At 59.2% G+C, this 24686-nt stretch carries 20 protein-coding genes; 6 read left to right on the top strand and 14 right to left on the bottom strand.

Annotated elements, in window-relative coordinates; all coding sequences use genetic code 11:
* Positions 1–70 precede the first annotated feature (70 nt).
* The 3 genes from betA to betI form a co-directional block, all read right to left on the bottom strand.
* Positions 71–1774: a choline dehydrogenase gene (betA, locus tag GNF76_RS18450; RefSeq protein WP_155584554.1), complete on the bottom strand. Its 1704-nt coding sequence runs from the start codon at positions 1772–1774 to the stop codon at positions 71–73.
* Between the two features lie 163 nt (positions 1775–1937).
* Entirely contained in the window at positions 1938–3410 is a 1473-nt protein-coding gene (gene betB, locus GNF76_RS18445; RefSeq protein ID WP_155584553.1) for a betaine-aldehyde dehydrogenase, read from the bottom strand.
* A gap of 111 nt (positions 3411–3521) precedes the next feature.
* The gene (betI, locus tag GNF76_RS18440) at positions 3522–4115 is read right to left on the bottom strand and encodes a transcriptional regulator BetI (RefSeq protein WP_155584552.1); all 594 of its coding nucleotides are present in this window, start codon (positions 4113–4115) and stop codon (positions 3522–3524) included.
* Between the two features lie 320 nt (positions 4116–4435).
* Here betI and GNF76_RS18435 point away from each other — a divergent pair, with 320 nt between their 5' ends.
* Complete coding sequence (locus tag GNF76_RS18435; protein ID WP_155584551.1) at positions 4436–6433, top strand: BCCT family transporter; 1998 nt, start codon at positions 4436–4438, stop codon at positions 6431–6433.
* A 126-nt stretch (positions 6434–6559) separates the two neighbouring features.
* Here the strand turns inward: GNF76_RS18435 and choV are convergent, their stop codons facing one another.
* The 3 genes from choV to GNF76_RS18420 form a co-directional block, all read right to left on the bottom strand.
* Positions 6560–7738, bottom strand: coding sequence for a choline ABC transporter ATP-binding protein (choV, locus tag GNF76_RS18430; RefSeq protein ID WP_155584550.1), 1179 nt, complete (start codon positions 7736–7738; stop codon positions 6560–6562).
* A complete protein-coding gene (gene choW, locus GNF76_RS18425) occupies positions 7735–8580 on the bottom strand; it encodes a choline ABC transporter permease subunit (RefSeq protein ID WP_150295675.1) in 846 nt (281 codons plus the stop codon). Before choW ends, choV begins: the two co-directional genes overlap by 4 nt.
* A 67-nt stretch (positions 8581–8647) precedes the next feature.
* Positions 8648–9595 (bottom strand): choline ABC transporter substrate-binding protein, encoded by a 948-nt coding sequence (locus tag GNF76_RS18420; protein WP_155584549.1) that lies wholly within the window; start codon positions 9593–9595, stop codon positions 8648–8650.
* Positions 9596–10010: 415 nt separating this feature from the next.
* On the opposite strand from GNF76_RS18420, the gene GNF76_RS18415 reads away from it, so the two are divergent.
* A complete protein-coding gene (locus GNF76_RS18415) occupies positions 10011–11387 on the top strand; it encodes an L-serine ammonia-lyase (RefSeq protein WP_155584548.1) in 1377 nt (458 codons plus the stop codon).
* Positions 11388–11887: 500 nt separating this feature from the next.
* On the top strand, positions 11888–12991 hold the full coding sequence (gbdR, locus tag GNF76_RS18410; protein WP_155584547.1) for a choline metabolism transcriptional regulator GbdR: 1104 nt from the start codon (positions 11888–11890) through the stop codon (positions 12989–12991).
* 110 nt (positions 12992–13101) lie between these two features.
* Here the strand turns inward: gbdR and GNF76_RS18405 are convergent, their stop codons facing one another.
* The 6 genes from GNF76_RS18405 to GNF76_RS18380 all read right to left on the bottom strand — a co-directional run bounded on the left by GNF76_RS18405 (position 13102) and on the right by GNF76_RS18380 (position 18471).
* Positions 13102–13365 carry a hypothetical protein gene (locus GNF76_RS18405; RefSeq protein ID WP_155584546.1) on the bottom strand — a complete coding sequence of 88 codons (264 nt, stop codon included), beginning with the start codon at positions 13363–13365 and terminating at the stop codon, positions 13102–13104.
* Between the two features lie 364 nt (positions 13366–13729).
* Positions 13730–14890: a gamma-butyrobetaine dioxygenase gene (locus GNF76_RS18400; RefSeq protein WP_155584545.1), complete on the bottom strand. Its 1161-nt coding sequence runs from the start codon at positions 14888–14890 to the stop codon at positions 13730–13732.
* 9 nt (positions 14891–14899) lie between these two features.
* A complete protein-coding gene (locus tag GNF76_RS18395; protein ID WP_155584544.1) occupies positions 14900–15376 on the bottom strand; it encodes a thioesterase family protein in 477 nt (158 codons plus the stop codon).
* Positions 15377–15452: 76 nt separating this feature from the next.
* Positions 15453–16418 carry an L-carnitine dehydrogenase gene (locus GNF76_RS18390; protein ID WP_155584543.1) on the bottom strand — a complete coding sequence of 322 codons (966 nt, stop codon included), beginning with the start codon at positions 16416–16418 and terminating at the stop codon, positions 15453–15455.
* Between the two features lie 144 nt (positions 16419–16562).
* Positions 16563–17450 (bottom strand): 3-dehydrocarnitine:acetyl-CoA trimethylamine transferase CdhC, encoded by an 888-nt coding sequence (gene cdhC / locus GNF76_RS18385; protein WP_155584542.1) that lies wholly within the window; start codon positions 17448–17450, stop codon positions 16563–16565.
* Between the two features lie 76 nt (positions 17451–17526).
* Entirely contained in the window at positions 17527–18471 is a 945-nt protein-coding gene (locus GNF76_RS18380) for a choline ABC transporter substrate-binding protein (RefSeq protein ID WP_155584541.1), read from the bottom strand.
* A gap of 193 nt (positions 18472–18664) precedes the next feature.
* On the opposite strand from GNF76_RS18380, the gene GNF76_RS18375 reads away from it, so the two are divergent.
* Together GNF76_RS18375 and GNF76_RS18370 are read left to right on the top strand one after the other, a co-directional pair.
* Positions 18665–19609 carry a GlxA family transcriptional regulator gene (locus GNF76_RS18375; RefSeq protein WP_155584540.1) on the top strand — a complete coding sequence of 315 codons (945 nt, stop codon included), beginning with the start codon at positions 18665–18667 and terminating at the stop codon, positions 19607–19609.
* Positions 19610–19677: 68 nt separating this feature from the next.
* A complete protein-coding gene (locus GNF76_RS18370) occupies positions 19678–20862 on the top strand; it encodes an AAA family ATPase (protein ID WP_155584539.1) in 1185 nt (394 codons plus the stop codon).
* Positions 20863–21022: 160 nt separating this feature from the next.
* Here GNF76_RS18370 and GNF76_RS18365 read toward each other — a convergent pair whose 3' ends face one another.
* On the bottom strand, positions 21023–23185 hold the full coding sequence (locus GNF76_RS18365; RefSeq protein ID WP_155584538.1) for a flavin monoamine oxidase family protein: 2163 nt from the start codon (positions 23183–23185) through the stop codon (positions 21023–21025).
* 609 nt (positions 23186–23794) lie between these two features.
* Here GNF76_RS18365 and GNF76_RS18355 point away from each other — a divergent pair.
* Positions 23795–24223 carry a hypothetical protein gene (locus GNF76_RS18355; RefSeq protein ID WP_155584536.1) on the top strand — a complete coding sequence of 143 codons (429 nt, stop codon included), beginning with the start codon at positions 23795–23797 and terminating at the stop codon, positions 24221–24223.
* Positions 24224–24230: 7 nt separating this feature from the next.
* Here GNF76_RS18355 and GNF76_RS18350 read toward each other — a convergent pair whose 3' ends face one another.
* On the bottom strand, positions 24231–24647 hold the full coding sequence (locus tag GNF76_RS18350; protein ID WP_155584535.1) for a DUF3010 family protein: 417 nt from the start codon (positions 24645–24647) through the stop codon (positions 24231–24233).
* Between the last annotated feature and the right edge of the window lie 39 nt (positions 24648–24686).

Genomic DNA, 24686 nt, shown 5'->3' with positions numbered 1-24686 from the left:
AGTTGTTCTGGCGAACGTGGTCAAAGGTGGGAGCTGGCTTGCCTGCGATACAGGCGATGCGGTCTATCCGTTACTGCGCAGTACGGCTCACTTCACGCAGCGGCTTGCCACGTACCGGCGCTTCACCTGCGACGTAGTAGTCGGCAGTGCTGCGCGGCAATGGCTTGCGGTGACGGATCTTGTCGGCGATTTTCTCGGCGATCATGATCGTCGGTGCGTTCAGGTTACCGGTGGTGATGATCGGCATGATCGAGGCATCGACCACACGCAGACCCTGCATGCCATGCACGCGACCTTCGGCGTCAACCACGGCCATCTCGTCGGTGCCCATCTTGCACGAGCAGGACGGGTGGAACGCGGTTTCGGCGTGCTCGCGGACAAACTTGTCCAGTTGCTCGTCGGTCTGTACGTCGATGCCCGGGCTGATTTCGCGGCCACGGAAAGCGTCCAGTGCCGGCTGCTGCATGATTTCACGGGTCAGGCGGATGCCGTCGCGGAATTCCTGCCAGTCCTGTTCGGTGGCCATGTAGTTGAAGAGGATGCTCGGGTAGTCCCGTGGGTTCTTCGATTTCAACTGGATACGGCCACGGCTAGGCGAGCGCATGGAACCCATGTGCGCCTGGAAACCGTGCTCTTTCACACCATTGCTGCCGTTGTAGTTAATCGCGACCGGCAGGAAGTGGTACTGGATGTTCGGCCACTCGAACTCTGCACGGGTACGGATAAAACCGCCCGCTTCGAACTGGTTGCTGGCGCCGATCCCGGTGCCGTTGAACAGCCACTCGGCCCCGATGGCCGGCTGGTTGTACCAGAGCAGCGATGGGTACAAGGACACGGGCTGGGTGCACGCGTATTGCAGGTACAGTTCCAGGTGGTCCTGCAGGTTTTCACCGACGCCTGGCAGGTCGTGGACCACCGGGATGTCGAGGCTTTCGAGCAGTTTCGCCGGGCCTACACCCGAACGTTGCAGCAGTTGCGGCGAGGCGATAGCGCCGCTGCACACCAGGACTTCCTTGCGGGCACGGGCTTCAACACGCTCTTCGGCAGCACCGATCAGGTAACGCACGCCAACGGCACGCTTGCCTTCGAACAGTACTTTATCGGTCAGGGCGTGAGTGACGATGGTCAGCGTCGAACGCTTCTTGGCCGTGTCCAGGTAACCGCGAGCGGTGCTGGCGCGACGGCCGTTTGGCGTCACGGTACGGTCCATCGGGCCGAAGCCTTCTTGCTGGTAACCGTTCAAGTCTTCGGTACGCGGGTAACCGGCTTGCACGCCTGCTTCAACCATCGCGTGGAACAGCGGGTTGTTGCCGGCTTTTGGCGTGGTCACGCTGACCGGGCCTTCGCCACCGTGGTAGTCGTTCGGGCCGATGTCGCGGGTTTCGGCCTTGCGGAAATACGGCAGGCAATCCAGGTAGGTCCAGTCTTCCAGGCCAGGCAGCTTCGACCAGTTGTCGTAGTCCATGGCGTTGCCGCGGATGTAGCACATGCCGTTGATCAGCGAAGAACCGCCCAGGCCCTTGCCGCGACCGCATTCCATCCGGCGGCCGTCCATGTGTGGCTCTGGATCGGTTTCGTAGGCCCAGTTGTAGCGACGGCCTTGCAGCGGGAAGGCCAGGGCAGCTGGCATCTGGGTACGGAAGTCCAGACGGTAGTCCGGGCCGCCGGCTTCCAGCAGCAGGACGGTGACGCCTTCGTCTTCGGTAAGACGGGTCGCCAGGGTGTTACCGGCGGAGCCGGCACCCACGATGATGTAGTCGTATTCTTGGGACATTAAATGCACCCTCTTTGGTGTTGTGTCAGGTCTGGCCTTGGCGAGTGCTGCGCACTCGATCGCAGGCAAGCCAGCTCCCACATTTGATTGGGTTCACGCATTCAAAAGGTGGGAGCGGGCTTGCCCGCGATGACGGCCATGCGGGCAATACAAGGCTCGGTTCTTAGAACACCGAGGCGTAGTCGCCCAGCTCAACCTGTACCGATTTGATGCGGGTGAAGTTGTTCAGCGAGCTGATGCCGTTCTCACGGCCAACACCCGACTGCTTGTAGCCGCCGACTGGCATCTTGGCGTCGGACTCGCCCCAGGCGTTGATCCAGCAGATACCGGCTTCCAGTTGATGAATCACGCGGTGGGCGCGGTTCAGGTCCTTGGTGACCAGGCCGGCAGCCAGGCCGAAGTCGGTGTCGTTGGCACGGCGGATCACTTCTTCTTCGGTTTCGTAGGTGAGGATGCTCATCACCGGGCCGAAGATTTCTTCACGGACGATGGTCATCTCGTCGGTGCAGTCAGTGAACACGGTCGGTGCCACGAAGGCGCCTTTGGCGAAATCACCATCGGTCAGACGGTCGCCGCCGCACAGCAGGCGAGCACCTTCTTCTTTACCTTTGGCGATGTAGCCGAGCACGCTTTCCATGTGGGCGAAGCTGACCAGCGGGCCGAAGTTGGTGTTCTCGTCTTCCGGGTTGCCGACGCGGATGCGCGCAACACGTTCAACGATCTTGGCTTCGAAGGCGGCTTGCAGGTGCTTTGGAACGAACACGCGAGTGCCGTTGGTGCAGACCTGGCCGGAGCTGTAGAAGTTGGCCATCATTGCAGTGTCGGCGGCGCGATCGAGATCGGCGTCGTCGAAAATGATCAGCGGGGATTTGCCGCCCAGTTCCATGGTTACGTCTTTGAGCGAAGAGCCGGAAGCACTGGCCATGACCTTCTTGCCGGTGTCGGTGCCGCCGGTGAAGGAGATTTTCTCGATGCGCGGGTGCTCGGTCAGCCAGGTGCCGACTTCACGGCCGCTGCCGGTCAGGACGTTGAACACGCCGTCCGGAACGCCGGCTGCGGTGTAGATCTCAGCCAGTTTCAGGGTGGTCAGCGAGGTGACTTCGCTCGGCTTGAAGATCATCGCGTTACCAGCCGCCAGGGCTGGAGCGGATTTCCACAGGGCGATCTGGATCGGGTAGTTCCACGCGCCGATACCGGCCACGACGCCCAGCGGCTCGCGACGGGTGTAGACGAAAGAAGTGGTGCGCAGCGGGATCTGCTCGCCTTCGATGGCGGGCACCAGGCCTGCGTAGTATTCCAGCACGTCAGCACCGGTGACGATGTCGACATACTTGGTTTCGGAGAACGCTTTACCGGTGTCCAGGGTTTCCAGGGCGGCCAGTTCGTCGTTGCGCTCGCGCAGGATCTCCACGGCACGACGCAGGATGCGCGAACGCTCCATGGCGGTCATGGCAGCCCAGACTTTCTGGCCTTTTTCGGCGCTGACGACGGCGCGTTCAACGTCTTCTTTTGTCGCGCGTTGCACTTTGGCGAGAACTTCACCGTTAGCCGGGTTGATGGCTTCGAAGGTGGCATCGCTGCCAGCGTCGCTGTAGCCGCCGTCAATGTAGAGTTTTTGCAGTTCGAAACGGGCCATAAAGTCCTCGCAAGTGCATAAGTGGTTGGCGTTAACCGCCAAAGGGTGGGCCATAAGGTTCTGGCAACACCGATCAGCAGCCGTTCAGGGGGTTGAGCGTTTATGTGTGCTCTAACTCACCTGCTTGGCCAATTGAAAATCCATGTATTCGTAAGCGATCCGTTGCGCCTGCTCCGTGTCGAAAGCGTCTCCCGACAGGGCGCCGCGCAACCACAAACCGTCGATCAGGGCCGCCAGCCCGCGGGCTGCGCTGCGTGCCTCTGGCAGTGGCATCGCACGGCGGAACTGGCAGCACAGGTTGGAATACAGACGGTGATCGTTGATCCGCTGCAACCTGTGCAATGACGGGTGATGCATGCTGGTGGCCCAGAAGGCCAGCCAGGTTTTCATCGCCGGGCCGTTGACTTGGCTGGCGTCGAAGTTGCCTTCGATGATTACCTGGAGGTGCGCCCGTGGGCTGTCATCCTCCAACGCGTGCCGACGTGCATGTACGTTCTCGATCAGGACGTTCATCAGGTACCGCATCGTCGCGGCAATCAGGCCATTCTTGTCCTGAAAGTAGTGACTGATGATGCCGTTCGAAACACCGGCCAAACGGGCGATCAGCGCAATGCTGGCGTCTCCCATTCCGACCTGATCAATGGCCGTCAACGTGGCTTCGATCAACTGCTGGCGGCGTATGGGTTGCATACCGACCTTGGGCATGTAGCACCTCTCCTTTGGCCTGCCGACGAGCGATAAACGTCCGTCGGTTTGATGGCCAGTCTATTTTGTTTTGATTGAACGTTCAATCAACAAAGAATAAGATCTGCGACAAATGGTCGCTGCCTACAGGTATTTCCTACGTGCATGTGGCGACATCTGACCTCTGCAAAAACCCTTGAAACAGCCCAAGCCACGGCTTCGGTGGGGTCCAGGACTTTTCGGGGTGTCTTTATAACACCCGTCCGTCGACTGCCGAAAAATCGATGGCACGGGTCAAGCGCTGCCTTGCGTTTCTCTGCACTGCCCGGAGCATCTGTGCCATGAGTTCTGCCTCTCTTATAAAGACCCCGCCGGAAAAGGTGCGGGTCAACGGTTGGGTGTTCTACACCTCCACCGCGCTGATTCTGTTGTTGACCGCGATTCTGATTATCGCCCCGCAGGAAGCTGGCAGGATGCTCGGCGTGGCCCAGGCCTGGTTGTCGAAAAGCTTTGGCTGGTACTACATGGTGGTCATCGCTGCCTACCTGGTGTTTGTGGTGGGCCTGGCGTTTTCGTCCTACGGTAAACTGAAACTGGGCAGCAAGGACGACACCCCGGACTTCAGCTACGGCGCCTGGGCCGGCATGCTGTTCTCGTCGGGCATCGGCATTTCGCTGCTGTACTTCGGTGCATCCGAGCCGCTGGACCACTACTTCAACCCGCCTGAAGGCGCAGCCGCCAGCAATGGCGCCGCCCGCCAGGCGTTGCAGTTGACCTTCCTGCACTGGGGCCTGCATGGCTGGGCGATCTACGCGCTGGTCGGCCTGGCCGTGGCGTACTTTGCCTACCGCCATAACCAGCCGCTGGCCTTGCGTTCGGCGCTGTACCCGCTGGTGGGCGAGCGTTGGGTCAAGGGCGCGGCCGGTCATGCGGTGGACGGCTTCGGTATGTTCGTGACGCTGTTGGGCCTGGTGACGAACCTGGGGATTGGTTCGATGCAGGTATCGTCCGGGTTGGAAAACCTGTTCGGCATGGAGCACAGCAACACCAACCTGCTGATCGTGATCATCGTGATGAGCACCGTGGCGACCATTGCTGCCGTATCGGGTGTGGAAAACGGCATTCGCCGCCTGTCCAACCTGAACATCGTGCTGTTCAGCGGCTTGCTGATTTTCGTGCTGTTGTTCGGCCCGACCCTGCACTTGCTTAACGGTCTGGTGCAAAACACCGGTGACTACCTGAACGGCATCGTGCTGAAAACCTTCGACCTCTATGTGTACGAAGGCGACGCCGACAAGACCGAACGCTGGATGGGCCTGTGGACCTTGTTCTACTGGGCCTGGTGGATTTCCTGGGCGCCATTCGTAGGCATGTTCATCGCGCGTATTTCCCGTGGTCGCACCGTGCGTGAACTGGTGGCCGGCGTGCTGCTGATCCCGTTGGGCTTCACCCTGGCGTGGCTGTCGATCTTCGGCAACTCGGCGTTGGACCTGGTGCTTAACCATGGTGCGGTGGAACTGGGCAAAACTGCCCTGGAACAACCGTCCATGGCGATCTACCAACTGCTTGAGCATTACCCGGCGTCGAAGATTGTTATTGGCGTGTCGATCTTTGTCGGCTTCGTGTTGTTCCTGACCCCGGCGGACTCCGGCGCGGTGATGATGGCTAACCTGTCCTGCAAGGGCGGCAACGTTGACGAAGATGCGCCGCACTGGTTGCGGATTTTCTGGTCGGTGGTGATCACGCTGGTGACCATCGGTCTGCTGTTCGCCGGTAACTTCGAAGCCATGCAAACCATGGTGGTGTTGGCCGGTCTGCCGTTCTCGGTGGTGCTGATTCTGTTCATGTTCGGTCTGCACAAGGCCATGCGCCAGGATGTGGCGATCGAGCAGGAGCAAGCGCAGCTGGCTGAACGTGGGCGTCGTGGTTTCAGCGAGCGTCTGACCGCGCAGGACCTGCAACCGACTCAGGCGGTTGTGCAACGCTTTATGGACAAGAAGGTGACGCCGGCGCTGGAAGAAGCGGCAGTGGCGTTGCGGGCCCAAGGGCTGGATGTGCAGACCTTGCTCGGTAAATCCAAGCGCTGCATGGGCCTGCGGATCGAGATGGAAGAGGGTAACCCGTTTGTCTACGAGGTGAGCCTGGACGGTTACCTGGCGGCGCCGAGTGAGTCCGCCGAGGCTGAAGAAGAGCGCGCGCGTTACTACCGCGCCGAGGTTTACCTGCATAACGGGAGCCAGGAATACGACCTGATGGGCTTCACCCAGGAGCAGATTACCCGGGACGTGCTCGATCAGTTTGAAAGCCATCGGCAGCTCCTTGGCCGTGTCTATAGCTGAGTGTTGATGTGAGCGGTGCCCTCAAGGGCACCGCTTGCTCACTGTTGGAATAGAGATCAAATGTGGGAGCAGGCAAGCCAGCTCCCACATTGACCGAGTTCCTGCAGTTGATGTTGCGGTTTGGGATTACCCCAGATTCTTACCCAACAACGCGTGATACAACTCGCTATCCCCGAGTATCCCCACCACCTTGTTGTTGTCATGCAACACCAGCTTGTTCCCCGTCTGGTAGCGAATCTGCAGCGCATCACGCATGCCGATATTGGAGTCCACCAGCGTCGGTACCCGGCCCAAGCCTTCCACCGCCTGCCCAGGCATCCAGTTCTGCAAGTTCAGCGATGAGCCGTTCTGCCGTGCGCCTTTGATCGTGTTGCCTTCCGCCAGGTCCAGCCACGAGTCGCCGCCCGGATCCAGGCACACCGAACCGTTAACGCGTGTGCAATTGTCCAGCGTGCGCATCAGGCTGCGCCCGCACAGCACATTCAGCGGATTGGTATGGGCCACGAAGGTGCGCACATAATCATCGGCAGGGTTCAGCACGATCTCTTCCGGCACGCTGTACTGGATGATCCGGCCATCTTTCATGATTGCGATACGGCTGCCGAGTTTCAGTGCTTCATCCAGGTCGTGGCTGACGAACACGATGGTCTTGCTCAGCTTGTTTTGCAGCTCCAGCAACTCGTCCTGCAAACCCTGGCGGATCAGCGGGTCGAGTGCGGAGAAGGGTTCGTCCATCAGCAGAATATCGGCGTCCATCGCCAGGGCGCGGGCCAGGCCCACACGCTGCTGCATGCCGCCGGACAATTCGTCGGGCTTCTTGTTGCGCCACTGGGCCAGGCCCACCAGCTCCAGCTTGTCGTCCACCAGCTTGCGCCGCTCTTTCTCCGGCCGGCCCTGCATTTCCAGGCCAAAGCTGATGTTCTCGCGCACCGTCAGCCAAGGCATCAGGGCAAACTTCTGGAAGACCATGGCGATGCGCTTGGTGCGCATCATTTTCAGCTCGGCTGGGGAGCAAGAAGCGATGTCGATCTGCTTGCCTTCGTGTTCGACGAACAGTTGCCCGCGGCTGACGGTGTTCAAGCCGTTGATGCAGCGCAGCAAGCTCGACTTGCCGGAGCCGGACAGGCCCATCAGCACGCAGATCTCGCCTTTCTCGATATCCAGGCTGGCCTTTTCAACGCCGACAATCTGGCCGGTTTTTTTCAGGATCTGGTCACGGGTCATGCCTTGGTCGAGCAGTTTCAGGGCTTCACGCGGGTCTTTTGAGAACACCACGTCGACCTGATCGAAGCGAATGATGCTCATGCGTCACCCCCTACTTTGGCGTCGGGTTGTTTGCAGATGCGGTCGAGCATGATGGCCAGCAACACGATCGCCAGGCCGGCTTCAAAGCCCAGGGCGATGTCGGCGGTGTTCAGTGCGTTGACCACCGGCTTGCCGAGGCCATCGGCGCCCACCAGGGCGGCGATCACTACCATCGACAACGACAGCATGATGCATTGGGTAATGCCGGCGGCGATGCTCGGCATGGCGTGGGGCAGTTCAATCCTAGAGAGCAACTGACGGCGCGAGCAGCCAAAGGCCTTGCCGGCGTCCATCAACTCTTGCGGCACATCACGGATACCCAGGTAGGTCAGGCGGATCGGCGCGGCAATCGCGAACACCACCGTGGAAATCAGACCGGGCACCACACCCAGCCCGAAGAGGGTCAGGGTAGGGATGAGGTAGACGAAGGTCGGTACGGTCTGCATCAGATCGAGCACCGGCCGCATCAGGGTGTAGAACATCGGTTTGTGCGCGGCAACAATGCCCAGCGGCACGCCGATGACCACGCAGACCAGGGTGGCGAACAGCACCTGTGCCAGGGTCTCCATGGTTTCCTGCCAGTAACCCAGGTTGAGGATCAGCAGGAAGGAGGCAATGACAAAAACAGTCAGTCCCCATTTACGTTGAATAAAGTGAGCCAGCAGCGCAATCAGACCGATCAATGCCAGTGGATTGAACCAGGTCAGCGCGAACGTCACGCCGTGGATCATCGTTTCCAGGGTCGATGCAATTGCGTCGAAGTAGTTGGCACCGTGTTTGGTCAACCATTCGACGAAGGCAGCGATGTACTGGCCTAGTGGGATTTTCTGTTCAGTCAGCATGGTAGTGAATGTCCACATGCGAAGAGGAAAAACATCCCGGGCCAGCGAGCCGGCCCGGGGTCAGCATTTACTTGGCGAGGTAAGCTTTCACGGCCTCCAACCCTGGTTTGCCATCAATGGTGGTGACACCGGCCAGCCAGGTGTCGAGTACTTGCGGGTTCTTCTTCAGCCAGGCCTTGGCTGCAGCGTCAGGCTTCATCTTGTCGTCAAGGACGTTACCCATCAGGGTGCTTTCCATGTTCAAGGTGAACGACAGGTTCTTCAGCAACTGGCCGACGTTGCTGCATTCCTGGACGTAGCCTTTGCGGGTGTTGGTATAGATGGTGGCCTGGCCGTAGTTGGGGCCGAATGAATCGTCACCCCCGGTCAGGTACTTCATCTTGAAGCGGGTGTTCATCGGATGCGGTTCCCAGCCCAGGAACACGATCGCCTGGCCACGTTTGGTGGCGCGTTCCACCTGCGAGAGCATTCCGGCTTCGCTTGATTCGACCACCTTGAAGCCGGCGTCTTTCAAGCCGAACTGGTTCTTGTCGATCACGCTCTGGATGGTGCGGTTGCCGTCGTTGCCCGGCTCGATGCCATAGATCTTGCCGCCCAGCTCTTCCTTGAATTTGACGATATCGGCAAAGTCTTTCAGGCCTTTGTCGTACAGCGCTTCGGGCACCGCCAGGGTGTATTTGGCGTTCTCGAGATTGGCGCGCACGGTTTCCACGGTGCCGGCATCACGGTACTGCTTGATGTCGTTTTCCATGGTCGGCATCCAGTTGCCGAGGAAGATGTCCATGTTCTTGCCGTCGGCCAGTGACTTGTAGGTCACCGGAACGGAAATCATCGTGGTGCGAGGCTTGTAGCCGAGAGCCTTGAGGACTTCACTGGTGGTGGCGGTGGTAACGGTAATGTCTGTCCAGCCGACATCAGAGAAGTTGACGGTACTGCATTGAGCCGGTTCTGCAGCTTGAGCCAGGACTGGCAGACTCAGCATGGCGGCCAACAACAACGTGGGGGAACCTTTCATGTGGGGAGACTCCTGATGTTTTTCTGGCGGCGGTTGACCGCGCTTTATAGGTGTTGCGGTTGGGGCGTGCGATGACAGCTCTGCCATGGTGTTTTGCAAACGAGTCGTGACTGATCATGTACCAGTGAAAATCTGACGCCTACAGGGGGCGTCGTATCCAGTACAGGGATGGTCGTATCCAGTGTCGGTGAAGTCGCTTACAGATTTTTTCCAGGGCAAAACCGTGGGTTTTTCCGATCTGAGCCGTAAAAAACGCCCAGAACGGGTGATCGCACGGGGGCGGCGCTGGTGAGCATGGGTACGTCGGTGTGAGACGCCGTGCGGGGCAACAAAAGCTTGATGATGCCGCCATCCGGGCGACTTGAGCGTAGCAGCTCTTGCGTCTGGCCTGTGCTCATCGAGGAGTTTCACGGTAATGGCTATCAGCGTTTTCGACCTGTTCAAGATCGGCATCGGTCCCTCCAGTTCTCACACCGTCGGGCCCATGCGCGCGGCCGCGTTGTTCGTCCAGGGGTTGCGTGAACGGGGCCTGCTGGAACAGGTGCGACGGGTTGAAGTCCAGCTCTATGGCTCTTTATCCGCCACCGGTATCGGTCATGGCAGCGACAACGCGACGATCATGGGCCTGATGGGTGAATGGCCGGATGCGATAGACCCGTCGCAGATCGGTATCCGCATCGAGACCCTGCGCGAAACCAATACCTTATTGCTGGACGGGCGTTTGCCGGTGCCGTTTCTCTGGTCACGGGACATGCGCCTGATCGATGAAAACCTGCCGTTTCATCCCAACGCCATGACCCTGGTGGTGTTCGGTGACAACGGTGAGTTGCACCGCGATACTTACTATTCAGTCGGTGGCGGTTTTGTAGTGGATCAAGCCCAGGCCAACAGCGGCGTGGCGGATATGGATCGCACCGAGCTGCCTTACGATTTTTCCAGTGCGGTAGAGCTGCTGAACCTGTGCCAGACCCACAACCTGCGGGTGGCCGAACTGATGCTCGCCAATGAGAAAGTCTGGCGTTCTGAAGAGGAAATCCGCAACGGCCTGATGAAGCTCTGGCGTGCCATGCAAGATTGCGTCGAGCAAGGCCTCAAGCACGAAGGCATTCTGCCGGGTGGTCTTAATGTGCGGCGGCGTGCAGCCAAGTTGCACCGCAGCTTGCAGGAGCTGGGCAAACCGAATGTGATCGGCTCGACCTTGAGCGCTATGGAGTGGGTCAACTTGTTCGCCCTGGCGGTGAATGAGGAAAACGCCGCTGGTGGACGCATGGTCACGGCGCCCACCAATGGCGCGGCGGGGATTATCCCGGCGGTGCTGCACTACTTTATGAAGTTCAGTGAAGTGGTGACCGAAGCCAACGTCGTCGACTATTTCCTGAGTGCCGCAGCGGTGGGCATCCTCTGTAAAAAGAACGCCTCGATCTCTGGCGCTGAAGTGGGTTGCCAGGGTGAAGTCGGTTCGGCATGCGCGATGGCGGCGGCCGGGTTGGCGGAAATTCTGGGGGCTACGCCAGAGCAGTTGTGCAACGCGGCGGAAATTGGCCTGGAACACAACCTTGGCCTGACATGCGACCCGGTGGGCGGGCTGGTGCAAGTGCCGTGCATTGAGCGCAATGCGATTGCGGCGGTGAAAGCGATCAACGCGGCGCAGATGGCGCTGCGCGGCGATGGCCAGCACTTTATCTCCCTGGACCGGGTGATCCGCACCATGCGCGATACCGGGGCGGACATGCATGACAAGTACAAGGAGACATCGCGGGGTGGGTTGGCGGTGAGTGCGGTGGAGTGTTGAGTCAGTGATACCGCTATCGCAGGCAAGCCAGCTCCCACAGGGGGACGCGTTTCAAAGGTGGGAGCTGGCTTGCCTGCGATAGCCGTGGTTCAGACGACGCTGCTCATAAAGTGAACACCCTGACCCCATCACGCCACCTTTTAGCGCGTCGCAAATAGATAAGTAGCTTGCGAACGGTTTGTCTCTCTACCACCCATCGCCTGTGCTTTGGGTGACAGTCTTTTCCCACGTCGTTTCTCCTGCTTCCCACAAGTGCTACCGAACTGCTCACACACCTTGGGCCTGCCTGCCCGTGCGTCTTTTTCGACTGATATCCCGTACTCCGTGCGCGGGCTTATATAGACGCGTCATGAGGTCGTTTTCAGGAGTTATTGAATGCGCATTCAACTTTAGGCATGGCATTTGCTCTATCAATCAAAAGCCTCTCTCTTTAGAAGATGAGCGCAATAACAAGAGCCTCGCCTGAGGCCATCACCCGCTTTGTGTGAGGAGATACCGCGATGACGTCGTTCAACTCCGGGGCCCAACCCCAGAACCGTGCGCCTCAATCCATCGGCTTTTTGCTGCTGGACAATTTCACGCTGATTTCCCTGGCCTCCGCAGTCGAACCACTGCGCATGGCCAACCAGTTGTCCGGCCGCGAGCTGTATCGCTGGACGACCTTGAGTGTCGACGGAAACCAGGTGTGGGCCAGCGACGGTCTGCAGATCACTCCCGATTGCTCCATGCACAAAGCCCCGGCCCTGGACACCGTGATTGTCTGCGGCGGCGTGGGCATTCAGCGCACCGTCACCCGTGAACACGTGTCCTGGTTGCAAAGCCAGGCGCGTCAGTCCCGTCGCCTTGGTGCGGTGTGCACTGGCAGTTGGGCCTTGGCCTGTGCCGGCTTGCTCGACGGTTTTGATTGCAGCGTGCATTGGGAATGCCTGGCATCGATGCAGGAAGCCTTCCCGCGCGTGGCCATGAGCACTCGCCTGTTCACCCTCGACCGCAACCGCTTCACCAGTTCGGGCGGCACTGCGCCATTGGACATGATGCTGCACCTGATCAGCCGCGACCACGGCCGTGAATTGTCGGCGGCCATCTCCGAGATGTTTGTCTACGAACGCATCCGCAATGAGCAGGATCACCAGCGCGTACCGCTCAAGCACATGCTCGGCACCAACCAGCCGAAGTTGCAGGAAATCGTCGCGTTGATGGAAGCCAATCTGGAAGAGCCCATCGACCTCGATGAACTGGCAGTGTACGTCGCCGTTTCCCGGCGTCAGCTGGAGCGGCTGTTCCAGAAGTACCTGCACTGCTCGCCGTCGCGCTACTACCTCAAGTTGCGCCTGATCCGCGCGCGGCAATTGCTCAAGCAAACGCCGATGTCGATCATCGAAGTGGCGTCGGTGTGCGGGTTTGTTTCTACGCCGCACTTCTCCAAGTGCTACCGCGAATACTTCGGGATTCCGCCGCGAGATGAGCGCGTAGGTTCCAACACCGCCCAGCAAGTGGCGATGATGCCGATCCCGCAGGCGCTGGTGTTGTCACCGTTGTCCGGGCCGTTGTCGGCGTTGAGCCAGGCGCGTAATGAGTCGACTTTTGCCAGTGTAAGGCTCTAGACCGAGTCGACTTCATCGCAGGCAAGCCAGCTCCCACATTTGAATGTATTCACAAATCAAAATGTGGGAGCTGCGGTGCGACGATTCGACTTGCCTGCGATAGCGATCTATCAGGCGCCAGAGTTTTGCCGAAACTGCACAAGGGCCGGCAGCAACTGCTTATCAATGGCCTGCCTGACCGCCGGCAAAATCGTCGCGCTGCCGGTGTACATCTGCTCGACCATGCCTTTAAGTGCCTTGGCCCGTGACTCACTCAAACCACGCACCGCACACTCACAAGCCTGCTCGGCGGTGGCGCCGCTGGACACTTCGAAACCCAATGACCGCAGTTGGCCAAGCAGGTCGTCCTGGTCAATCAAATCCGCGTGCATCATGACGTTTATCCTTGTTAGGGGAGCGGTGATGGGGTCGATTCTGGTAGGCCGTCACCGTGTCGGCAAGCATTGAATACATGAATGTCCGGGACACCTATGAACAGGTCGTTTTCGGCTAACTCGTTTGGGGAAGGAGTGGGCACACTGAACTCAAGCAAGCAGCTTGAAGGTTTGGTCACCCTCGGGATGCGCAGCTCACACAAAGCACTCTGCCCCGATCCAGTCACGGCTGGATCGGGGCTTTTTTTGTGTGGGATGTGTGGCGCCGGTACGGGCCTCATCGCAGGCAAGCCAGCTCCCACTTTGATGGTATTCACAAATCAAAATGTGGGAGCGGGCTTGCTCGCGAAGGGCGCGACGCGGTCTACCTTTGCAATACCAATATCCTGGACAACAACTCATCCCGATCGATATAGCACCCCTGGAAATGCCGCGCGCCGGATGCCGGGTCAAACGCGTTACGGGCATGCAGGGTGCGGCGGTTATCGAAGCACCACAGTTCGCCAGGATTCAAGCGTTTGACCAGGCGAAAGCGCTCTTCCCGGGTCATCGCAATAAACCGGCGATAGGCGCGATACAACAACGGCATGTGTTCCACACTTGCCTCGAACGGCCCGCGCAGAAAGTTGGCCATGCGAATCTCGGCGACCTCACCCAAGGCATCCAGCGCAATGATCGGCGCCAGCCGGCGATAATCGCTGTGACGGTCCTTGTTGCGGAACTCTACCGGGATTTCACACAACGCACGAAACGCTTCGGGGTCCTCATCGCGCAAGGCTCGGGCAATGGCGAAGCCGTCGACAAAAATACTCTCGCCACCGTCGGCGTCATTCACCAGGCAATGTAAAAACTGCAGCCCCGGTTGCAGCTCTCGCGTCGGTAAATCGCTGTGCAGTGGCAGGTTGAACGCGGTGTAGGCGTTGCTGTCGGCGTCGGCCTTGGATTGCACGTTGAACAGCACGCCGAAGTTGCTCTCGCGGATAAACGAAATACGCTTGGCGATCAGTGCCAGGGAGCCAGGCTCGGTGGGTACGCCGCGTACTTGCGTGAGGCCGCTGTCGCGTAATGCCAACAGCCATTGCAGCAGTGCCTTCGGGTCTTCCATCAAGGCTGTGTATTCAAAAATGGGCAGCTCGAATGAGCGGTCCCAGAGTTTGGATTTCGGTTTGGCAGCCCGACGCTCGGCGCGGGATTCATCGTCATAGGCATGGGCTCGCAGCCAACCGGGATCGTATTGGCTGTGATGACCGCCGCTCCATTGCACGCTCAGAAAACCCTGGTCGATACGGGCACTGATGGCTGTGAGGTTCTCGTCGACATCGACGATTTCCAACACCTGCTCACGGGTCACGCTGTAGACACACGACGGGCAGGGGCAGTTGTCCCGCAGCCATTGGTGATGGAACGGGCTGACCCGGCCATCGGCCCATTGCACTTGGAGGTGATCGCTGTGCACCTGCACGTCGGCCAGGTCGCTGATCAATGGGTAAGTACGGAAGTCGGCAACAGCGGCGGCAGTTTGCATGGCGATTCCTTATTTTTGGGGGGGCAGTCCAATCACTCGGCCGAGGAGGGCCGGTTTCGGCAGGTCGATCTGCTCGGCGCTGATGGCCGTCAACGTGCCCAGCACCGCGTCACTGAATGGCGCCGAATGCGGCCCGGCGAGATCGACGTGCAGCAGCATCTGTTCGTTGCCGGCCAACTCGGGTGCTTCGCCCACCAGGTGCAGGCTGTGATAGAGGTGCAGGCGTTTGCGGTCGTGGGCGATGAGTTGGGTGTGGACCTCGACTTCGGCGCCCAGCTTCACTTCGTGCAGGTAGTTGAGGTGCAGCTCCAGGGTGAACAGCGAGTGGCCGCTGGTTTCGCGGTTTTCGCTGGTAAGGCCCAGGGTGTCCATCAACGCGTCGGTGGCGTAGCTGAAGATCAGCAGGTAGAACGCGTCCCGCAGGTGGCCGTTGTAGTCGACCCAGTCGGGGAGGATTTTGGTGGTGTAGGTGGTTAGAGCGGGCATGGTTACAGTTCCAAATGTGTACTCGGTCAAAAATGTGGGAGCGGGCAAGCCCGCTCCCACATTGGATCTTCAGCGTCTACTCGGCAAATGCCATTCCATGTTTTTCCTTGGTCGTCCTCACCGCCTCCAGCACCGCCAGCAGGCAATCATCACGATAGCGCTCCAGCGCCGAAATGCTGTGCGTCCCCAACTGTTCAGTGGTGCCGTCCACCACGTCATCAATCAACTTATCGGTCAGCTCCGGCGCTGGCAAATAGGTCCACGGTAACTGCAGCGCTGGCCCAAACTGCGCCATGAAATGCCGCATTCCCGCATCGCCACCCGCCAAGGTGTAGGTCAGGAAAGTCCCCATGAACGACCACCGCAAACCGGCACCAAAGCGGATTGCATCATCAATCTCGCCAGTGGTTGCCACGCCATCGTTGACCAGGTGCAGCGCCTCACGCCACAGCGCTTCCAGCAGACGGTCAGCGATAAAACCAGGCACCTCTTTACGCACATGCAGCGGGCGCATGCCGAGGGATTCATACACCTTGATTGCTGCCTGAATCGCTTCCGGTGCGGTGTGCTTGCCACCCACCACTTCTACCAGTGGCAGCAGGTACACCGGGTTGAATGGGTGACCCACTACGCAACGTTCCGGGTGAGTCGAGCCTTCATAAAACTCGCTGGGCAACAGCCCTGAGGTGCTTGAGCCTATCAACGCATTCGGCTTGGCTGCCGCGCTGATCTTGCTGTGCAGTTCCAGCTTCAGCTCCAGGCGTTCCGGGGCGCTTTCCTGGATGAAGTCGGCATCTTTCACGCACTCTTCAATGGTGGCGACAAAACGCAGGCGGTCCTGGGACGCACCTGGCGCCAGGCCTTGTTTTTCCAGGGCGCCCCACGCGTTGGCGACGCGTTTGCGCAAGGCGGCTTCAGCGCCCGGCGCCGGGTCCCAGGCCACTACATCGAGGCCGTGGGCGAGGGCGCGGGACACCCAACCGCTGCCGATAACACCGCTGCCCAGCGCGGCGAAGGTTTTGATTTCGGTGATAAAGCTCATGGCTATGTCCTAAAGAGTTTGGTGATTCCCTGTGGGAGCCGGGCTTGCCCGCGATGAGGCCGGCACATCCGGCACATCGATGGCGGACAGAATGCCGTCATCGCGGGCAAGCCCGGCTCCCACAGGGTGAGGTGTCAGTCAGCTTCAGCCGCGCTTGGTCAAACCCATCTTCACGCGGCCTTCGGCCGGGGTCATGACCCGCGCACCGAGGCGGCTGAGGATCTCGCTGGCGCGTTCCACCAACTGCCCGTTGGTTGCCAGCACACCCTTGTCCAGCCACAAATTGTCTTCCAGGCCGACCCGCACGTTGCCGCCCAGCAGCACCGCTTGCGCCGCCATTGGCATTTGCATGCGGCCGATGCCGAAGCCGGCCCACACGGCGTCCGCCGGCAGGTTGTCGACCATGGCTTTCATGGTGGTGGTGTCAGCCGGTGCGCCCCACGGGATACCCAGGCACAGTTGGAACAGCGGGTTATCGAGCAAGCCTTCCTTGATCATCTGTTTGGCGAACCACAGGTGACCGGTGTCGAAAATCTCCAGCTCGGCCTTCACCCCCAGCTCTTGAATGCGTTTGGCGCCAGCCCGCAGTTGGGCTGGGGTGGAGACGTAAATGGTGTCGCCGTCGCCAAAGTTCAGGGTGCCGCAGTCCAGGGTGCAGATTTCCGGCAGCAAGGCTTCAACGTGGGCCAGGCGGGTCAGCGGGCCGACGAGGTCGGTGTTGGGACCGAACTCCATCGGGTTCTCGCCGCCGCCGATTTCCAGGTCGCCACCCATGCCGGCGGTGAGGTTGACGATGATGTCGACGTCCGCCTCGCGGATGCGCTCCATCACTTCGCGGTACAGCGCGACGTCGCGGCTGAACTTGCCGGTTTTGGGGTCACGTACGTGGCAATGCACGACCGTGGCGCCAGCCTTGGCGGCTTCCACCGCCGCGGCGGCGATTTGTTTCGGGGTGACCGGCACGTGTGGGCTTCTGGCGGTCGTGTCGCCAGCACCGGTGAGTGCGCAGGTGATGATGACGTCGTGGTTCATGGGGCAGGTTCCTTACAGGCGAGCGTAGTGATGCCGTTCGCAGCCAACATCGGCTGCGAAACGGTGATTCGGAAAATTATTTGCTGGTCAATTGCAGGTTGGTCGCGGCCGGCTTGCCGTCAAAGGTGGTCACACCTTCCAGCCAGCGCTGCTGGTCTTGCGGGTGGTCCTTGAGCCATTGCTTGGCGGACTCGAAAGCGTCCTTGTGATCCAGCAACGGCTGCATCATCCGGCTCTCGTCGGCGGCGGTGAAGGTCAGGTTGCTCAACAGGCGGCTGACGTTAGGGCATTGCTGGGCGTAGGTTGGCGCGGTGACGGTCCAGACCGTGGCCATGCCTTCATTCGGGCCCAGGGCGTCATCGCTGCCGGTGAGGTAGGTCATGGCCACGTTGACGTTCATCGGGTGCGGCGCCCAGCCGAAGAACACCACGGCTTCCTTGCGCCGCACGGCGCGGTCCACGGCGGCGAGCATGCCGGCCTCGCTGGATTCCACCAGTTGGAATTTGCCGAGGCCGAACTGGTTCTTGGTGATCATTGCCTTGATCTGGGTGTTGGCGCCCGAGCCGGGTTCGATACCGTAGATCTTGCCGCCCAGCTCTTTTTCGAACTTGGCAATATCGGCGAAGGTTTTCAGGCCTTTGTCTGCCAGGTAGGTCGGGACCGCCAGGGTGGCGCGGGCGTCCTTGAGGCTGGGCGCGTCGAGGACCTTGACCTGCTTGGCGTCGACAAACGGCGTGATGGTCTGGGTCATCAGCGGGTTCCAGTAGCCGAGGAACAGGTCCAGGCGCTGGTCGCGGATCCCGGCGAAGATGATTTGCTGGGACGCGCTGGTTTGTTTGGTCTTGTAGCCGAGGCCATCGAGCAACACTTGGGTCATGGCGCTGGTGGCGATCACGTCGGTCCAGTTCACCACGCCCATGCGCACGTTCTGGCAGGACGCGGCGTCGGCGGCCATTACGTGGGTACTCAAAATGGCGCTGGCGCTGAGTGCAAGCACACAACGGCTGATCAGTCGGTTCATGGTGGATCCCTCGGCAGGTCGTTATTGTGGGTTCCGGCGTCTTTGTGCGCCGTGCAGCCAAGTTACTTAGCTTGGTGCCCGACAAAACGCACGGCGGCGACCCGCTCTTGCACTGCAGCGACCTGTGCTCTTGAATCACCGATTGAACTGGCGTATCACAGTGGCCACGCTACCCGTCCCACGAGTGCGCTCCATGTCCCAGGATTTCTACTTTCTGTTGATGCCGGGGTTCTCCGCCATCGGCTTTATCTCCGCCATCGAACCGTTGCGCGTGGCCAACCGCTTTCGTGGCGAGTTGTACCGTTGGCATGTATTGAGCGCCGATGGTGGAGCGGTACTGGCGAGCAATGGCATGTCGGTCAACGCTGACGCGGCGCTGGAACCGCTGAAAAAGGGTGCGACGCTGTTGGTGGTGGCCGGTTTCGAGCCGTTGAAGTTCGCCACGCCTGCACTTGAGCATTGGCTGCGCCGCCTCGACAGCGAGGGTGTGACCCTCGGCGCTATCGACACCGGCAGCTTTGTCCTTGCCGAGGCGGGCCTGCTGGACGACCACCGCCTGACCCTGCACTGGGAAGCCATCGACGCCTTCAAGGAGTCTTATCCACAGCTGACGGTGACCCAGGAACTGTTCGAGATCGACCGTCGGCGTATCACCTGCGCCGGTGGTACCGCGTCTATCGACCTTATGCTCGACCTGATCAGCCAGGCCCATGGTCCGGAACTGGCGATCCAGGTCTCCGAACAGTTCGTGCTCGGTCGCATTCGTCCACGCAAAGACCACCAGCGCATGCAAATCGCCACGCGCTACGGCATCAACAACAAAAAACTGGTGCACGTGATCGGCGAGATGGAGCAGCACACCGAACCGCCGTTGAGCACGCTGGCGCTGGCAGAGGCGATCAAGGTCACACGGCGGCAGTTGGAGCGGCTGTTTCGGCTGTACCTGAACGATACACCGAGCAATTTCTACCTCGGCCTGCGCCTGGAAAAGGCTCGGCAATTGCTGCGCCAGACCGACATGAGCGTGCTGGAAGTGAGCATTGCCTGCGGGTTTGAGTCGCCGTCGTATTTCACCCGTAGCTACCGGGCGCGGTTTGCCAAGTGCCCGAGGGAAGACCGGCGACGGGAGGTGGTTTGACAGCCGATTATAGTCAATTATACTCGTAACTATAATTTATAGTCGTTTCCATAATTGGGTATAAAACCATGTCGAAGAACAGTGGCTTCGTGTTTCGCCGGCCCGCTCTGGCCGTCAGCATTGCCGATGGCCTGGTGGGTGCCGGGATCCAGGATTTCACCTCCGGCCTGTTCCTGGCGGCGCCGCGTCGCACGGGCAAAAGTACCTTTTTACGCGAAGACTTGATCCCGGAGTGCCAGGCTCGGGGCTGGCTGGCGGTGTATGTCGACCTCTGGGCCAACAAGGAACAAGACCCGGCAGACCTGATCGCCGGAGCCATTGCCGGCGCTTTGGTGCCCTATGAAAACGGCATTCGCAAGCTGGCCAAATCCATCGGCGTCGAAAAACTCAGCTTCCTGCGCACCTTGTCCTGGGATTTCACCAAACCTCAACTACCGGCCGGGGCCACGCTGACCCAAGCCTTGGAATTGCTCCACAGCGCGGCGCAGAAGACCGTGGTGCTGGTGATTGACGAGGCGCAGCACGCACTGACCACCGAAGCCGGCATCAACGCGATGTTCGCCCTCAAGGCTGCGCGGGATCAGCTCAACCAGGGCCGTGAAGGCGAGGGCAGCGGCTTACGCCTGGTATTTACCGGTTCCAACCGCGACAAACTCGCCCATCTGGTCCTTGGTAAAAGCCAGCCGTTTTTCGGCTCCAGCATTACCCCGTTTCCGTTGCTCGGCAAAGAGTTCACCCAAGCCTACACCGTGCACCTCAATGCCCAACTGGCCGAGACCAATCAGTTCAGCGCTGCCGACATCGATGAAGCCTTCGAACTGGTTGGCCGTCGCCCCGAGATGTTGCGCACCATCATCAGCGAAGTCGCACTGGACCTTGGCGATGCGAGCAACCTGAGCCAACTGCTGCATAACCGCGCCGAATTCCTGCGTGCGGGCGTGTGGACTGAGTTCGAAAGCGCCTGGAATGCCCTGACCGTGCCGCAACGAGCGGTGCTGGAAGTGATGGTTGAGCGTTCGCAGAACAACGAGCCCTTTGCGCCATTTACCGATTCAACGTTGCTGGCGGTAGGCAAGGTGCTGGAGGCCATGGGTAGCGACGTCGTACCGGGCACCCAGACGGTTCAATCTTGTATTGATGCTCTGCGCGAAAAGGAGTTGGTCTGGAAATCAAGTCGCGGTGCCTATGCGCTGGAAGACAAGTCTTTTGGCGATTGGCTTCGGCACGACAAGCGAGGAAAAACGCGCGAATGATGTGCAAGTACTGAGACGAGTGGGAGGAGGGCTTAGAAGCGAAACCAGCCTGAAGACCGGTTTCGCTACTCGATACTGCATTGGGAAAGGCTAGCGAGGAGGATGTTGCTACAAACTTCAGCGACGACCTTCATGACGTTAATCCCATTCGATGAGTGGACTACGGCTGTCTAACGTAAGGCTTGAGCGGTATCAGCCGATTCACGGTCGCCAGTGGATTACCCTGCAGCAGCTGTGCAGGCTCGGGTTTGAGTTTGTTCTGATTGATATTGGCCAATACGCCGATGGCGGCATTCATGCCCGACATAAAGGCGCCTTCACACCAGCCTGGGTAGTTGCTGGCACTGTCCGAGGACAGGAATATTTTCTGATAGGTTCGATCCCTGGCGCTGATGTTGAATCCGGGGTCCTGGGTGAACAAGTGCAGATTGCACAAGGCGTTGGAGGTGGCAAAATCTCCAGCGGCATCAAGCTTGAATGCCCCTGTAGCTCCCGGCTGGTCCTGCCAGTCAATGCCGACCGCATTAGGATCGCTCTGCGCATTACCCAGTATCGAGTTGAAGTACTCCGTTGTTCTGACCTGGTGTGGGGTGATCTGAATGTAGGGGAGTACGGCAGCGCTTGCGCGGTAGCTTCTCCACCACTCTCGGGAATATCCCGGTCCGAACCAGGCAGGCTTTTCAGTGAACATCGGAATGTCCGCCGTGCCGTTTTCCCGAGAGGGAGCAACATCAAGCACGCTACGGGCCTTGTTCGAGTCCAGGCCCCAGGTATAGGAAAGCAGAGCGGCCACCGGGCCATTCTGGTTTTCTGCGAGGGCTGGGATGTAGTAGCTGGCGCGTGTCCAGCCCTCACTCAGCACGCAACGTACGGGTCTGTTGTCGATGTGCTGCCAGCTGTCGGCCAGCACGGAGCCAACTGCCCAGGGAGCCTGTGGTGTGACATAAAAGGACTTGCCGGCGTTCATCATATTGAGGCGGGCAATGGCGTTTTTCAGTGGGGCAATACGACTGTCGTAGTTCTCTGACCACGACTTTTCAAAATAACTGTAGAACCCATAGCGTTTGCCATCGAACGAGATTTCTACCCGTGTGCCGTTACGCGGATAGCTCAGTTCGCTTGCCAGCGACATCATAGTCAACATGCTGGTATGGGGAACGGCCACAACGACATAGTCGGCATGAACCGGTACCAGCGTAGCCCCTTCGATGCCCTGCCCGTTGAGATCGCGCACCAGTACTCCCGGTTTTGCCGACAGTTCGTCGGGTGTCAAGAACAGCCCCAATTCCTGGACTTCATGGCGTTCATGCAAGGTGAAGGTATTCTTGCCGTTCGCTCCGAACTCAGTCTTGAGTTTGCTCAGAAGGGCATGGGCAACTGTGCCGACACCTACTCCTGGCGGTAGCGCATATTCATCCAGATAGTCCCAGAGCCATATCCGCAGCATTTCGAGAAAACCCATGGGGAACATGCTGCCCATGCCGCCGGTTCCGAAGCCGAGATTGACGAAGATCGACATCTGTTCAGGCGTCCAGCCCTTGGGATCTGAGACATATTCCTGGATCCAGTCACCGAGACTCAACTTGTCAAAGCGTTGGATCATCGATATCCAGAAGTCCTGTATGTGCTTCTCCTCTTCGGAGGACAATTGCGGCCGTTCCAGCAAGGCCAGGATTTCCAGGATGGTGGAGCCTCCCCCTTCGATAGCGTTGATGGCGTTGCGCACGTCAAGGGAAACGGTCATGAACTGCGCAGGCAAGTCAGGAGCCTGGTTGCTGCCAGCCATCCAGGGATAGGTGACGCCATCCTTGCACAGGATCGTGGGCACAATACCCGGGTTGGGAAACAGATCCAGCAGCGTGTCCTCGCCTAGTACGTCCCCGAACATTTCCCAGGTGACTTTGGCTTTTGCCGGAAAACGCATGGCGCCCAGTTCACATACGGTATCGGGTTGTAGCTTGCGTACGAAACTGCGGGCTCGACCGTAGCTATAGCGGTGCCAGTCGGCATCGGCGTCTTCCAGCTGATTACGCTCATACAGGACCACGTTCAAGCCTGCTCGCAGCAACTCTCTTGCCGTCAACAGCCCCGACATTCCTGCCCCGATGACAATCACCCGGGCGTCCTTCTCCGCACCCGTCAGGGGTTGAGCCAGCCAGCCCGACTCAGGGCTGGAGGCCCGAAGGATGTTGGCGTAGTCATAGGGGTATGCATCTACCAGGCGTGAAGTGCCTGACTTGAGTTGGCCGATCGTTTGCGGCCCGGCCTGGATACGTGCGCCACTGCTGCCTCCCAAGGCGCCTAACGATGGAAACCATGACATGGTGATTCTCCTTGAATTGATCGCATCTCGTGGGTTTTTACTGCTCGGGTGAGCAGCAAAACTCAGTGTAGTTGAGTGCGAAAAACAACAAGGTTTCTGGCTTTTTTGGAGTAAATCTATGCAATTAGCGGATTTTTGTAGAAGTTTTTATTAGTTCAGAACACACCGCCTTGTACGCCTCATGCTGATACTTGTTCAGCGTCGCCGGCAGGGCAAAATCGTGCTTCTTGTTCTGCGCATTGATGGGCTGCGTAGCGGCCCCTAGGGCGGTCCTGCGGACCGCATCGCAGCCTCGTGCCTCGGCAGCGGCTACAAAAATCAGGCTCCTGCGCAATTGTGTAGATACCTATGCCTTGGAAGACAAGTCGTTCGGCGACTGGCTACGGCATAAAAGCCGTACACCACACTAAGAAAAATCAGATGTGGCGTGGCACGCGCTGGTAAGGGGTATCACAGAAGGTGTAGGAAATGTCTTGTTTTCTGTCGGTAACTATGACCTGTGGAAAGGGGCTGCTAACGTCCAATGGTCTCCATATTGTTCTTGGTCATGTGCTCTGGAAATGAAAGCGCATACGCCAGGAGCGCCACTAGAAGCCATAAGAGGTTGGCATGCTGAAAAAACTAGTTGCTGTGATTGCGCTCGTTTCCACCCCGGTTTGGGCTGCGCCGGCGCCTGCACCCTTTACCGGAGCCGATTACAGCGGGCGTTATGAATGTAACGGCCAGGATAAACATATCGGCAACTTCAAGGGCGTTGTCGACATGAAGCTCGATGCCAAGCAAAGCACTGGCAAGTACGCCGCCTACACCTTCACCCTGACCCTGGAAGACAAGTCCCGCTATGACGGCATGGCCGCCGGGACTGCGGATACGCTGGGCATCTACTTTGCCCACACGGACCCCGCCTTGAAAGATTTTGGCGTGGGCGTCGCACAAGTGACGCCAACGCCTGACGGTAAAGTGTCCTTCGTCAAGTATTACTACGGCCCTGAATACGAAGGCGGTGGGCACGGCCTGGAACACTGCGTCAAAAGCTGATGTGTGGTTATTTCTTCATCAGGCATGAACAGGCTGTTTTATAAGCCTCGTGTTGATACTTGTTGAGCGTCGCGGGCAGATCAAAGGTGTGCTTCTTGTTTTGCGCATTGATGGTCTGCGGCGACAGTAGTGTCACTTCAACCCCATCCAGTAATTGAAACACTCCTTCAATCTTGAACGTCGTCGGACCACCGGCGAATTCACCTTTCTTGCTGCGCTTCTTGATGGCGATACGCTCGATGGCGTTGTCCTGCACAAACGCCTTCACCTGGGCGGCGAAGGCCTTGACGTTGGCGGCCTCATCGTCGTCATCGAGGGCGATTTTCTTGATGGCCAGGGCGACGTGGCCCAGCGCCTGGTTGTCCAGGGATGCGACGGCGATGATCGCTTCGCTGCCTTTGATCTCGATGCCGCAGATAGTCATGAGTGGCCTTGTTTCTAGAGGGGAGGATGCAGGGGATTG

It is taken from the genome of Pseudomonas spelaei, from assembly GCF_009724245.1.
GTDB lineage: Bacteria > Pseudomonadota > Gammaproteobacteria > Pseudomonadales > Pseudomonadaceae > Aquipseudomonas > Aquipseudomonas spelaei.
Note: the sequence above shows the minus strand (reverse complement) of the source record. Positions and strands in the feature narration are given on the sequence as shown.

Coding starts and splice junctions, on each gene's coding strand:
- betA (WP_155584554.1), bottom strand. CDS start 1,774: ATGTCCCAAGAATACGACTACATCATCGTGGGTGCCGGCTCCGCCGGT.
- betB (WP_155584553.1), bottom strand. CDS start 3,410: ATGGCCCGTTTCGAACTGCAAAAACTCTACATTGACGGCGGCTACAGC.
- betI (WP_155584552.1), bottom strand. CDS start 4,115: ATGCCCAAGGTCGGTATGCAACCCATACGCCGCCAGCAGTTGATCGAA.
- GNF76_RS18435 (WP_155584551.1), top strand. CDS start 4,436: ATGAGTTCTGCCTCTCTTATAAAGACCCCGCCGGAAAAGGTGCGGGTC.
- choV (WP_155584550.1), bottom strand. CDS start 7,738: ATGAGCATCATTCGCTTCGATCAGGTCGACGTGGTGTTCTCAAAAGAC.
- choW (WP_150295675.1), bottom strand. CDS start 8,580: ATGCTGACTGAACAGAAAATCCCACTAGGCCAGTACATCGCTGCCTTC.
- GNF76_RS18420 (WP_155584549.1), bottom strand. CDS start 9,595: ATGAAAGGTTCCCCCACGTTGTTGTTGGCCGCCATGCTGAGTCTGCCA.
- GNF76_RS18415 (WP_155584548.1), top strand. CDS start 10,011: ATGGCTATCAGCGTTTTCGACCTGTTCAAGATCGGCATCGGTCCCTCC.
- gbdR (WP_155584547.1), top strand. CDS start 11,888: ATGACGTCGTTCAACTCCGGGGCCCAACCCCAGAACCGTGCGCCTCAA.
- GNF76_RS18405 (WP_155584546.1), bottom strand. CDS start 13,365: ATGATGCACGCGGATTTGATTGACCAGGACGACCTGCTTGGCCAACTG.
- GNF76_RS18400 (WP_155584545.1), bottom strand. CDS start 14,890: ATGCAAACTGCCGCCGCTGTTGCCGACTTCCGTACTTACCCATTGATC.
- GNF76_RS18395 (WP_155584544.1), bottom strand. CDS start 15,376: ATGCCCGCTCTAACCACCTACACCACCAAAATCCTCCCCGACTGGGTC.
- GNF76_RS18390 (WP_155584543.1), bottom strand. CDS start 16,418: ATGAGCTTTATCACCGAAATCAAAACCTTCGCCGCGCTGGGCAGCGGT.
- cdhC (WP_155584542.1), bottom strand. CDS start 17,450: ATGAACCACGACGTCATCATCACCTGCGCACTCACCGGTGCTGGCGAC.
- GNF76_RS18380 (WP_155584541.1), bottom strand. CDS start 18,471: ATGAACCGACTGATCAGCCGTTGTGTGCTTGCACTCAGCGCCAGCGCC.
- GNF76_RS18375 (WP_155584540.1), top strand. CDS start 18,665: ATGTCCCAGGATTTCTACTTTCTGTTGATGCCGGGGTTCTCCGCCATC.
- GNF76_RS18370 (WP_155584539.1), top strand. CDS start 19,678: ATGTCGAAGAACAGTGGCTTCGTGTTTCGCCGGCCCGCTCTGGCCGTC.
- GNF76_RS18365 (WP_155584538.1), bottom strand. CDS start 23,185: ATGTCATGGTTTCCATCGTTAGGCGCCTTGGGAGGCAGCAGTGGCGCA.
- GNF76_RS18355 (WP_155584536.1), top strand. CDS start 23,795: ATGCTGAAAAAACTAGTTGCTGTGATTGCGCTCGTTTCCACCCCGGTT.
- GNF76_RS18350 (WP_155584535.1), bottom strand. CDS start 24,647: ATGACTATCTGCGGCATCGAGATCAAAGGCAGCGAAGCGATCATCGCC.